Origin of the sequence: Cryomorpha ignava (assembly GCF_010686655.1) — a bacterium.
Lineage (GTDB): Bacteria > Bacteroidota > Bacteroidia > Flavobacteriales_D > Cryomorphaceae > Cryomorpha > Cryomorpha ignava.
In genome coordinates this window covers 26,099-37,911 of the sequence record NZ_JAAGVY010000045.1, presented here as the reverse complement: position 1 = coordinate 37,911, position 11,813 = coordinate 26,099, and the positions used below count along the sequence as shown (strand labels likewise).

11 protein-coding genes are annotated in these 11,813 nt (G+C 35.2%); all 11 read left to right on the top strand.

All coding sequences use genetic code 11. The annotated features are described in order from the left end of the window. Nucleotides 1–119 precede the first annotated feature (119 nt). Nucleotides 120–875 (top strand): site-specific DNA-methyltransferase, encoded by a 756-nt coding sequence (locus tag G3O08_RS17275; protein ID WP_163286707.1) that lies wholly within the window; start codon nt 120–122, stop codon nt 873–875. A gap of 2 nt (nt 876–877) precedes the next feature. Beyond that, entirely contained in the window at nt 878–2,149 is a 1,272-nt protein-coding gene (locus G3O08_RS17270; RefSeq protein ID WP_163286706.1) for an SIR2 family protein, read from the top strand. Further along, entirely contained in the window at nt 2,142–3,848 is a 1,707-nt protein-coding gene (locus G3O08_RS17265) for an ATP-binding protein (protein WP_163286705.1), read from the top strand. Before G3O08_RS17270 ends, G3O08_RS17265 begins: the two co-directional genes overlap by 8 nt. A 336-nt stretch (nt 3,849–4,184) precedes the next feature. Then, nucleotides 4,185–4,661: a TspO/MBR family protein gene (locus G3O08_RS17260; protein WP_163286704.1), complete on the top strand. Its 477-nt coding sequence runs from the start codon at nt 4,185–4,187 to the stop codon at nt 4,659–4,661. Nucleotides 4,662–4,803: 142 nt separating this feature from the next. Continuing rightward, complete coding sequence (locus G3O08_RS17255) at nt 4,804–6,270, top strand: S41 family peptidase (protein ID WP_163286703.1); 1,467 nt, start codon at nt 4,804–4,806, stop codon at nt 6,268–6,270. A 155-nt stretch (nt 6,271–6,425) separates the two neighbouring features. Further along, nucleotides 6,426–7,748 carry an outer membrane protein assembly factor BamB family protein gene (locus tag G3O08_RS17250; protein ID WP_163286702.1) on the top strand — a complete coding sequence of 441 codons (1,323 nt, stop codon included), beginning with the start codon at nt 6,426–6,428 and terminating at the stop codon, nt 7,746–7,748. Nucleotides 7,749–7,819: 71 nt separating this feature from the next. Next, nucleotides 7,820–8,128, top strand: coding sequence for a hypothetical protein (locus G3O08_RS17245; protein WP_163286701.1), 309 nt, complete (start codon nt 7,820–7,822; stop codon nt 8,126–8,128). A 407-nt stretch (nt 8,129–8,535) separates the two neighbouring features. Then, nucleotides 8,536–9,414, top strand: coding sequence for a T9SS type A sorting domain-containing protein (locus tag G3O08_RS17240; protein ID WP_163286700.1), 879 nt, complete (start codon nt 8,536–8,538; stop codon nt 9,412–9,414). A 268-nt stretch (nt 9,415–9,682) separates the two neighbouring features. Next, complete coding sequence (locus tag G3O08_RS17235; RefSeq protein WP_163286699.1) at nt 9,683–10,387, top strand: CPBP family intramembrane glutamic endopeptidase; 705 nt, start codon at nt 9,683–9,685, stop codon at nt 10,385–10,387. A 371-nt stretch (nt 10,388–10,758) separates the two neighbouring features. Further along, nucleotides 10,759–10,986 (top strand): GNAT family N-acetyltransferase, encoded by a 228-nt coding sequence (locus G3O08_RS21930; RefSeq protein ID WP_239541319.1) that lies wholly within the window; start codon nt 10,759–10,761, stop codon nt 10,984–10,986. 193 nt (nt 10,987–11,179) lie between these two features. After that, nucleotides 11,180–11,656 carry a hypothetical protein gene (locus G3O08_RS17225; RefSeq protein ID WP_163286698.1) on the top strand — a complete coding sequence of 159 codons (477 nt, stop codon included), beginning with the start codon at nt 11,180–11,182 and terminating at the stop codon, nt 11,654–11,656. The last annotated feature ends 157 nt before the right edge of the window (nt 11,657–11,813 follow it).

The window sequence follows — 11,813 nt, the reverse complement described above, 5'->3', positions numbered from 1 at the left end:
ACCATTCCGCTCTCTTGCCAGGCTTGAACCAGAGCAAACATTTTTTCTTGTAACTTCATCAAAATTATTTTCGACAAAGATCAGGCGGGGGTGGGAATTAGGCAATATGGGATGGTCGGGTGGATACGATTAAAATGGTTGTAAATCTGTTTTTTAATGAACAAGATTTTAAAGACTTTTTGATATTAGATTTTTTTGGTGGCTCGGGAACAACAGGGCAAGCCGTAACCGAACTGAATGAAGCAGATGGTGGAAATAGAAAATATGTTTTAGTACAATTACCCGAACAAACAGACGAAAAAAGTGAAGCTTACAAAGCAGGGTACAAAAAAATAAGTGACATCACTATTGAGCGTAACAAAAGAGTAGTAGAAAAAATCATCAAAGAAAAAAAGGAAGCTACACCTGACTTGTTTAAAAAAGAAGAAAGTGAGCAAGAGCAATTAAAAGGTTTAGGTTTCAAGGTATTCAAACTTCAAAAATCAAACTTTCCAAGAGTAGAATACGCCCCAGACCCTGAAAAAACAGAACAAGAAAATATTGATTTGCTTAAAAAGTATATCAAAGAAAAAGAAGCACAATTGGTTTCTGCTTTCAATAAAGAGGAATTGATAACCGAAATACTAATCAAAAACGGTTTCAAACTCAATTACACCCTAATTAAACAAGAGGAATTTAAGAAAAATGAAATTCTATTTGCCACAGATGGTGATAAAGAAACGCTAATCTGCTTAGATGTAATTATTGCAGATGAAACCATAGAGCATTTTAAAACACATACAGACCAGAAGTTAATTGTTCTCGAACGTGCCTTAGACACCACCAAGAAATGGAATTTAAAACACGCTATGGGAGATAAGTTTAAAGCTTTTTAGATATGGTAGAAGAAATAAAAGAAAACTGGACACACGTTTTAATTAATGGACAATCTAAAACACTTGAGGTTAAGGATGCTGAATTTGATAAAGGGAAGCTTGTAAGTCTTTCTGATATTCGCCCATTTAATAAGAAGGATTCGGAAGGAAAAGAGATAATTCCAACGGTGGAACTTGCCAATAAAGAAAAGCGAAAAGCGTATAATGAGTTTTTTCAAAAACCATTCAAAAACTTGATAATTCTTACTGGTGCTGGTTCGTCTATGGACGTAAAAGGGCTTTCAATGGCTCAATTATGGGATGAAGCGGTAAAAGAATTTAAAACAGAAGAAGTTGATGGTTTAAGCAATATTATTGAGGCTGTAAAATTTCCTAAAGAGAAAACCGACAAAAAGGATATTGAAGCCTTATTGAGTCAAGTAGAAGGCTTTATTAAATTTTCAGAGGATAAAGATATTGTTTTTAAAGATGGGAAGAAAAAACTATCAGAATTAAAGGATTTGCTTTTTAAACTTATACAATTGAAATGCACTATTCCAACGCCACCAAATGACGCATTTCCACACAAAGTATTGCTTGAAAAGATATTGCAACGCAAACAAACAAGTCCTAGAATTAAAGTATTTACTTTAAATTATGACCTACTTTTTGAAGATGCAGCAACAGCAGTAAACGCTATTGTTATTGATGGTTTTTCTTATACGTTTCCAAGGACATTTAGCGGTAGATATTTTGATTATGATATTGTACAAAGAGAAGGAAGCAAACTAAAAGAGGAGGATAATTTCGTACAGCGTGTTTTTCATTTACATAAATTACACGGCTCCATTAATTGGGAAAGAATTGAAGAAACTGGCAATGTAGTAATTAATGAAAAACCTAAAAAAGCTTTAATGGTTTATCCTAGAGAAGCGAAATATGAAGATTCTTATGAACAGCCATTTTTTGAAATGATGGCACGCTTTCAAAGAAATCTAAGATTAAATAATGACACTTTATTGGTTTGCATAGGTTACAGTTTTAATGACAAGCACATTAATGCAGCCATTGAAGAAGCGTTAAATCAAAACCCTGGTTTTAGATTAGCTATTATCGACCCAGGTTTTGATAATCCTAACACTTCAAAATCACTAAAAACTATCAAAGAGTATGCTTTTAAAACCGAAAGAATATTAATGGTTTCAGAAACATTTACAAATTTTGCCAATTACTTCCCAGAGATAAAAACCTATGAAAACACCCAACAAGTAACAATAAATTTGAAAAATGAGTAACCAAAAGATAAATCCATTCAAGCACGAATATTTTCTTGGTTATATCAATCAGGTGCTACCGCAATTTGTGAAAGTTCATTTTCCATCTTCGGTATTATTGAATGGGTTTACGCATTTTGGCAAAGAGTTTAACGGTGGATTGGTGGGTAGCTTTGTGGTTATTGAAGGCGATAAGTATGGTTTTTTAGGTAGAATTACGGAGTTGGCATTGCCTGAATCTGAACGACTTTCTTTGAATGAAAAAGCATTTCAAACAAGTGATTTTCATCCAACAGGAAAAATTGAAATTCTTTTATCTTTTGACTTATACAATCCTTTTGATGTCAAAAAAGGATTAACAGCCTACCCAAACATTGGAGCAAAGGTTTTTGTAAGTTCCGGAGAATTGGTTCAAGAATATATGTCAAGATTTGGGGTGAGAAGTGGCGAACTTGCAAACACTATTGCAATAGGAAGTTTAGTTTCAAGCCCTGACACAAAAGTCAAAATAAATTTACAATCTATTTTCGGACGTCATTGTGCTATTGTTGGAACTACAGGCGGTGGAAAAAGTTATACTGTAAGTAAATTAGTAGAATCTTTAATTGCAACTGGAAACAAAGCTATTTTGATTGATGCGACTGGTGAGTATAGTGGAAGCTTTGATAAGATAAAAACTGTTGATATTGGTAATGGGGAAAACATATTCCATTACTCTCAACTTACAATAGACGATTTATTTTTCTTGTTAAAACCTTCACCGAGAACCCAAACGCCTAAGTTGATGGAAGCTATAAGGTCATTGAAAATGGTTAGACTTGCGGGAGAAGTAACTCAAATTGAGCATAATGGAGAAGTAATTCCGATTGAAGATGGCTTATTGAAAAAGAACGGAAAACCTAAGAAGCCTTATGACGTTTTTTATTACCGAAAAATACAAGCCATTGAAAATGGAATGGCAGATTTTGATTTTATGAAATTATCTCATCAATTAAGTGCTGAATGCGTTTATGACAATGGAACAGTTTGGGGAGGTGTGGCACCAAATGATGTTTCATATTGTGTGAGTTTGATATCAAGAGTTACCAATCTTGCTAATACACCAGAATTAAACCAAATATTTGGTTTTCAACAAGAAAAGACAGAAAATGATTTAACTGATGTAGTTAATCAATTTATTTCTATCGAAAACACCGAAACAAATCTATTACGTTTAAACTTAGAAAACGTGAAGTATGATTTTCAGGTAAGAGAAACATTAGTAAATGCAATTGGAAAATTCCTTTTATCAAAAGCAAGAAATGGTTCATTCAAAGAATCTCCTGTGGTAATCTTTATTGATGAAGCCCATCAATTTCTAAACAAATCCATTAAAGACGAATATTTCGACAGCAAACCTTTGGATGCTTTTGACTCTATCGCAAAGGAATGTAGAAAGCACGGTTTATTCCTTTGCATAGCGACACAAATGCCAAGAGATATTCCGCAAGGTACACTTAGTCAAATGGGTACATTTATAGCACACCGATTAATTAATCATTTTGACAAAGAAGCAGTTAGTAATGCTTGTAGTACGGCAAACAAAAACACCTTAGACTTTTTACCAATTCTTGGAGAAGGAGAAGCCATCTTAACAGGAGTAGATTTTCCAATGCCAATCATTATGAAGTTTGATGAACCAAACATAAAACCAGATTCAAGCACACCAAAATTAAACTAACAAAGAATTACAGAAACAATGCCAACGCTAAAAGTCATACACATTGCCAAGTCGCTCGAAAAGCCAGCCGCACGAGCCAAAACTTGTCAAAGAGTATGCCTTTGCCAACGCTACAAACAATGAAAACGGTGGGTAACAATGGCTAAAAAACATAGGGGTTTTGGTGGTAAATTGAAAGTTTAGAGCTTTTAATCAAGTCCGCCAAACCAAAATTTTGATAATGAAAAAAGAAAGATAATTATAAAAATATTTGGCTTGGCTAAGTGGTAAACTGAAAGGGCAGCGTTTCAAACTCCCCTCCGTTTCTTAGCCTAGCGTTAGCAACAATTGAAAAAAATGAAAAAGGATAGGGTCAAAAATCTACTTTCTGCAATCGGGATTAGCTTAATGTTTGCAGTAATTGGTGGACTTCTGACAGGTGATGCTTTAGAAAATTGGTTTGCGGAAATTAATCAACCGTGGTTTTCACTTCCGCTGTGGGGATGGTATATTGTAGGAGGACTCTATTACTTTATGGTAATAATTATTCTTTTCAGGCTTTTTAATGCATCCAAAAACTCAGATAAATCAACGCTGATTTGGCTAACTATTGGAATGATTGCAGGAAATGAATTTTGGAATTTTCTATTCTTCGGATTAGAAAGTACTCTCCTTGCTTTTTTTGGCTTAATTCCTTTTACGATTTTAGTGTTGGTACTGTATATTAGATTATTAAAGTTTCAAAAAATAACAGCTTGGATTCTATTCCCCTATCTAATTTGGCTTGTTTATGATATTTTATGGACGTATAATTTATGGATAATGAATAAATAATAGTTGCTAACACTGTACAAAAATATTAGCCGAAATAGTAGTAAATTCAAGGGTTGTAGCCCGCATCAACTTTCTTGTAACTTGACAGGAAAGTGCAATGCAGTCGGCTACCTATTCTCTACTAAACGTTACCACGCATAAGATGAAAACGAAATTCAGCATAATATTCATAATTCTCTTTTACTCTCTGATAGTTTTTGGTCAGGAAAAATTAACAAAAGAACAAGTAATTGAGGACTTCAACATTCTAAAGAATGTCTTGACCAAAGGTTATCCAAGCCTATATGAATATACTTCTCAATCTGAATGGGACAGCCTGTTTTTAAACTTTGAAGAGGAAAAATTAAAAAGCATTAAAAACAAGAATGATTTATACAAATCCATTACAGAGCTGACGGACTATTCTAGAGATGCGCACTTAATCGTTATGCATCCACAGCTCACTTCAATACCATATCTATTTCCATTGTTGCTAAAAATAATAGATGAGAAATTTTATACCGACACAGATGACTATGGTATTCCAATAGGGTCAGAAATAATTTCCATAGATGATGTCAGCGGACCAGAGCTAAGAAAAAGCTTACTGAAATATGCACCTTCAGATGGATATAATACAAGCAAAAAAGATAGACAGATAGAACGAGAATTTGGCATATTACACTTTTACGAATTTGGCACTAAAGACACCTACCAAGTAGAATACAAAACATCTTCTAATGAGATGTTTACGAAGAATATTAAAAGCCAATCCTTTCAAAGTATCGGGAGCAGGTTTGTAAATAGGAATTCTTACTTTCCAGTATATCATAGTATTGAAAATAAATCTGAATTTGTAAAGAACACAATAGGAAAAAAAGAACCATTCTTATATCTTATTGATTCTTTGAATACAGCAGTTTTGACAATGAATTCCTTCGAACTTGATGTTCAGAAATTTCAAATAAGTCTACAGGATATTTTTAAGCAAATCAAACGAAAAAAGGTTGAGCACCTTATTATTGATATCAGACAAAATGAAGGAGGATATCCATTAAATAGCATTAACGCATTTTCATACTTAGCAAATCAATCATTCAAGCAACGAAAATCAGCAAGCGTCATTACTTCTAGCTTGCCAGAGGAAAAATACAGCCAAAATTTAGTTAATGGATATACTTATAAAACGTTTTTTGAAAAGTATTACCAGAATGCTTTAAGGAAAGGAAATGAATGGATATTAATGACTGACGAGAACGAACCATTTATGATTCCAAACAAAAAAAGATTTAAAGGAAAAACCTATGTGTTAATAGGAGGAAAAACCTTTTCGGCAGGCTCAAGTTTTGCGCTATTCTGTAAGAATCAAGGTATCACACTAATTGGAGAAGAAACAGGTGGAGGATATTACACGCAGACAGGTGGATATCCAATAATTTACACATTACCTAATTCGAAAATTAAAGTGCTGATTTCGTTTGTGAAAATAAGTCGATTTGCAAAAGACGAAACTGTAAAGAAAGGAAGTGGAGTTTTACCGGATATTGAAATTAATTTGACACAACAAGACTTAATTAATGGAACTGATAGCCAGTTAGATTATATTATAAAACGAATAAAAAAAGAATAAAAACCTGTGGTGATAATATATAAAAATAATAGCAGGTTCATCAATAAATTTAAGTACCATAGCCCGCTTCAACATTCTTGTAATTTGATAGGTTTGAAGCTCGCAATCGGCTACTATCATTATACTAACCGTAGGAGAGCACCAAGGAATCTGAAATGAAAAGAATCAATTTAATTTTAGCTGTAGTAGTTCTGTTCTCACTTCATGGGTTTGCTCAAAAAGAAATTACAGTATTAACAAGCTCCAAAGTTGTTGGGAATAACTTACTAACTGGTGAACCTATAATGGCGAAGATATACACCTTTCCCGAACGAGTCCATGATTTTCAAATAGACACGATTAACAACGATCTGATAATTCAGTTAAGAGGCTTAAGAAAGGGTAAATGGCTGGCAAACAAAGGAGAGGTTATTCGATATGATATAGACAAAAACAAGGTACTTTGGTTTGATAAAATTGCTTATCAAGTTGAGAGCATTGAACAATATGGAGGTGTAACACTTCATACCACTGGAGGAAAGAGTTATTGTTTGGATAACCTTACCGGACAAAAACTTTGGGAAGTAAAGAACTCACTAATCTTTGCTGACCCTGTTGATAAAATTGGAATTGGGTATAAAATCCAAGCTTCCAGGGGTAAGGAGAATATGCTTGAAGGTATTGACCTTACGAATGGACAGCCTATTTGGCAAAGAGAAATCAGTCGTGAATACAGCTGGAATGATGCATTCTATTTAAATGATTCAACGCTACTTATTGCAGCATCTGGCCTCCATACCTTGAATATCTTTGATGGAGCTGGATGGGATTTTAATACTATTACTGGCAAGAAAGACTACACAGCCTCAGCGGTTGGAACTGGATTGGGAATTGCTGCTGGCTTGCTAACAGGAATGTACTCAGTGTCTACGGGTCATAATCTTGTCAGGGATGTAGTTTCAAATGTGCTTGTTGATAGCCTACATATTTATTTCGCATCTAAGGAGCATCTAGTCAAATTGAATAGAGAAGGAGAAGTCCTTTGGCAGAAATCTCTTCCAAATGATTTAACAAGTAAGTCATTGATTTTCAAATTCGATGATAATCTCGTTATGGTAAATAGAGGTTATGCCTACATGGGGAATCGTCAACTTGACTTTGGAACTCCTTTTATTGCATCTTTTGATCTTAACTCTGGCGATCAGAAATATATGGTAACAGTATCAAACGAGAAAAAGGAAATAATTAAGGCGATCGATCTAACGGATGAGGAGTTATTATTTGTATTCAATGATCATGTATCCAAATATTCTGTAATTACGGGTCAATTGATTAAAGATCAGCAATTCAACATCGGTGAATACGGAGAACTAAACTATTTCATTGGTGAACAGGTGTTTGTTAAAAGGGATTCATTACTCATAAGTTTACCAACCATGGATTCTACAAAACACTATCTAGTGTCTGTCCATAAAGTCCACTATCGGCGTTGCACTTGAATTGAAAACAGTTATTGACAAATGTCAACTCCTTGATTTTCAATTCTGCATGCGCCTTGCTATTGAACTTTATGATCCAGCCACTTGACTCTATTGACAAACTCTATCTACATACTAACAAAGGAAGGGTTTTGACTCTCAACCCAAATTTGAAAATTGAGAGCGAAATAGAATCAGAAGATTTTTACATTTACTATTTGAACAGGGGTAACAAGAAGTTCCTTTCCAAGGAAAGTCAGACCTTTGTGATTGATGCGGATGGCAAAAAGGTAGCTGAATTTTCCGCTTCAAGCAGGTCAACCTTCTTAAATGGCAAACTGTACAATGCACAGGAAATGAGTTTTTTAGAAATTGACCTCAAAAATATACTTCAGGAATAACACACCCTAACGGCAGATAAGAAAACATGGAGCGGACAGGGGTTTCCGAAAGGTTCTTTCTTCGTGGCTACCTTTGTAACAAGAGGCCAAGGAAGTGCTCTGAAAAGCTCCGCAGGGTATCGACCCTGCGGTAAATTTAAATCAATCCATTGTTTTTAGTTTGCTACAAGTTAGTAAGTTAAGATTTTAAAATTTTGTTTTTGGCTGAATTCAGGCAAGCGATATGGCGAAGGGTCGATACCTTTCGCAGCGGTTAAATACAGACACATTGGCTCAACTTAAAGACATTGGGTGGATACCCTTCGCAGCAGTGCGAGTATTTTGTTTCTCGGGGGCTTACGGTTATAAGCGATTTGGAAGGTTGTGGAGTTATACGTAGTTTTAGACGCAACCAAAAACAATTAAAAATGAAACGACTATTTACTTTAGGAATTACCATTGTTTTGATAATTATTACAAAGCATCAAACCATGGGACAATGCTCGGTTAACGCAGGCAATGACATCACAGTTTGCGTAGGTATGGATGGTTTTGAACAAATTTTGGGCGAGTCTTTGGTCATTGAAAACGGAACACCTCCGTACACCTACTCCTGGTCTTGTAATTTTTCGATAGGCACATTCAATTATTCTGCATCAGATTTTTTAAATGATACCACACTCGCCAACCCCGAACTAATTGGTTTGGTTGATGACAGTCTTGAATTTTACATTTCAGTAACTGATTTTAATGACAATACCTGTTCGGATACGCTTGTAGTATTTTTTTGTCAAACTTTTATGACCTTAGAAGACAAACAAACTACAATCATGCAAGGTGATACTGCACAGTTGTACCCGGGTGTATTTAGTAATTGTGAACCCATCACATATCAATGGACGCCAAATTATAATATATCTGATCCAAACATTCCTTATCCAGCGGTATGGCCGGATACAACAACCTATTACGTAGCTACAGCAATTGATTCTGCTGGATGTGAGATGATAGATTCCTCTTTTAAAGTGTTCGTAAATCCATTGAATACGATTGAACTGGGAATAAATAGCAGTGTTAAGATATTCCCTAATCCAATGAGCGATTTTTTTGTAGTCGAATTCTCCGGAATCAGTATCGATAATCTAAGTATTGAGCTCTATGACGCGCAAGGGAGAATGGTACGTAAAGCGAATGTTTCTGGCGATCGCACGGAAATAAAAAGGGGCGATTTACAGTCTGGGCTTTATATTTATCGCCTTTTTCAGGGTATTCAGAGTGCGGGGCAGGGGAAATTAGTGGTTGAATAATTAAGGGTTCATAGCCCCCAGAAATGTGACTATTGAGCGTACTCGAAACGTACAAATGGAAATGTTCTCGATGAGATCTTTAAGGTAGATGCGGAGCAATTTTTTTCGCAGGTGGGTTTTGGCGGTTGGCTGTTAGCTGTTAGCATCAATAATTACGCGCCATAAACTCCATTGAAAGAACGAAATAACTCACAGATCTAGTCGTGACTATTTATGCTGTAAGTGTTTATCTGCAAGCGTTAGGCATAATTTAAAATCAATAAAGTAGATGATAGGAATATTAGTAATAATTGCCATTTCGTGGTTACTTCTATTTTTAATTGAAAAGAAAAATATTTTAGCATTGGGATTTCTTCCGATGGCGAAAAGGTTAAAACAATTCACAATCGGATTTGTAATTACCGGAATACTTTGCGTTCTCGTTCAATATTTAGAGGCCAATCTAAAATCATCGGCTTGGGTTTTGAATGATAATATTACTGGCAGAATTATTTTAAAATCATTCTGGTGGGATCTTAAATCTGTATTAACAGAAGAATTGATTTTTCGCGGAGCTCTGCTATACATTCTTATCCGGAAGATTGGCTCCCATAAAAGTATTTTGATTTCAGCCATTGCTTTTGGAATATATCACTGGTTTTCTTACGGAGTTTTAGGAAACATAATGGGAATGATTTTAGTGTTTATAGGAACTGGATTGATGGGCTATGCCTGGGCTTGGGCTTTCGCCAAAACCAAATCTATAATGCTTCCATTCGGACTTCATTTGGGCTGGAATTTTGTTTACAATACACTCTTCTCAAATGGTCCTTTGGGCGAGTTAGTGCTAATTTCGAAGGGAGGAAATGAATTGGCCGGTGCGACTTCGCTTTTGAACTTTGTAACCGGTCTGGTTATCGTTCCAATATTGATTATAATCTACGTGAGATATTTTGTAAAAGAAGAAACAGAATTAAAACCAATGACGGAGTAAAAACTTTGCCTATTGCTATAAATACGTGTAAAATCATAGATTCCCGATGCTTCATCAATGATTTTTAGCGCAACGTTGTGTGATACAAAAACAAAAAAAAGCATCTCATTGCACATTTAATAGTGCATTATTTGAGAATATTGTTCAAGTTGTTGTGCGTTTTGTAACTTTGCGAGAACTAGTTAATATTCGGCATAAAACGATGTAGATTAGATGGTTATTGATATATTCTTAACGACCAGGAAACGGTTTTAATAAAAGGGTATTACACTTTAGCTAATAACAGCATAGCTCATGATTTAATTCCGACAGAATTTCAGAAAAAACTACCTGGTTCATATAAATCTATACCTGCAACTTTACTGGGACGATTGGCTATAGATAAACGATTTCAGAGACAGGGGATTGGAAAACTATTATTGATTGATGCCTTAATGCGGAGCTACGAGGTTTCTAAAAGCATAGGTTCCTTTGCTGTTGTAGTTGACCCAATTGACGAAGATACCATACGATTTTATGACAAATATGGATTTATTAAACTTGCTGACAGCGGAAAAATGTTTCTGCCGATGAATACGATAAAAACATTGTTTGATTAGAAGTACTGGGACTCACCTAGCCAAAAACACAATGGCAGTTATCGTTGGATAACAAAAAGTAATTTCATAAATTTAAGGGCATTTATCAATCGATGGTGCGTACGTCAATCTTGCTGCTGAGTATACACTTCACGTTGACAGTACTTTAAGAAAATCTGAAATAGTGAGACTTCTCTGCATCATAATACTAATTTTGTTCAGCCTTAAAGGATTTTCACAGAAAGACAGGCAGCTATCTTTGATTGGGTCATATCAGGTATATAATCGACAGGCAGTTTCGTTCGGAGCAGAATATCAGAAAAAAGCTGATTGGGCAAAGGTTAATTTTGATAGTTATTTGGCCGGCTCTCTACGCGGAATATTTTACTTCAAAGACCCTGAATTGGCAAATGAAAAAATATTTGGAATACAATCTTCCACTTATTGGTCAAACAAATACTTCGGGGTTGGTGTTGACGGACGATTATTATTTCAAGACAACCGACAAAGGGTTGACCTCGGCCCGGCAGTAAAGATTGGGTATAAATTCTTTTGGCTTGAATATTCGGCAAATTTTTTACTTGGGAATAACCCATTTACCAATGACAATACTTTGCCGGTTATTGAATTCAATAGCATGGAACATAATTTAAGTATTGTTTTATCAATACCTATTCTGAAAATAGAATGATGATTGATGCCCAAGTGAGCGCAGTCATATTTTGTCTCCGACGGATTGATGAGGCTGTATTTTGCCAATGAGAAATCGGCTTTGCGCTGGCGTAACAGCCTGCCCCGCGCTCTATGCGGCGATCAGTCCTTCCAAACTTGTAAGGCTTCTTCGGTCT

What these genes read in the sequence shown, in the direction of transcription:
- G3O08_RS17270 (WP_163286706.1), top strand. Translation starts at nt 878, where the DNA reads ATGGTAGAAGAAATAAAAGAAAACTGGACACACGTTTTAATTAATGGA.
- G3O08_RS17265 (WP_163286705.1), top strand. Translation starts at nt 2,142, where the DNA reads ATGAGTAACCAAAAGATAAATCCATTCAAGCACGAATATTTTCTTGGT.
- G3O08_RS17260 (WP_163286704.1), top strand. Translation starts at nt 4,185, where the DNA reads ATGAAAAAGGATAGGGTCAAAAATCTACTTTCTGCAATCGGGATTAGC.
- G3O08_RS17255 (WP_163286703.1), top strand. Translation starts at nt 4,804, where the DNA reads ATGAAAACGAAATTCAGCATAATATTCATAATTCTCTTTTACTCTCTG.
- G3O08_RS17250 (WP_163286702.1), top strand. Translation starts at nt 6,426, where the DNA reads ATGAAAAGAATCAATTTAATTTTAGCTGTAGTAGTTCTGTTCTCACTT.
- G3O08_RS17245 (WP_163286701.1), top strand. Translation starts at nt 7,820, where the DNA reads ATGATCCAGCCACTTGACTCTATTGACAAACTCTATCTACATACTAAC.
- G3O08_RS17240 (WP_163286700.1), top strand. Translation starts at nt 8,536, where the DNA reads ATGAAACGACTATTTACTTTAGGAATTACCATTGTTTTGATAATTATT.
- G3O08_RS17235 (WP_163286699.1), top strand. Translation starts at nt 9,683, where the DNA reads ATGATAGGAATATTAGTAATAATTGCCATTTCGTGGTTACTTCTATTT.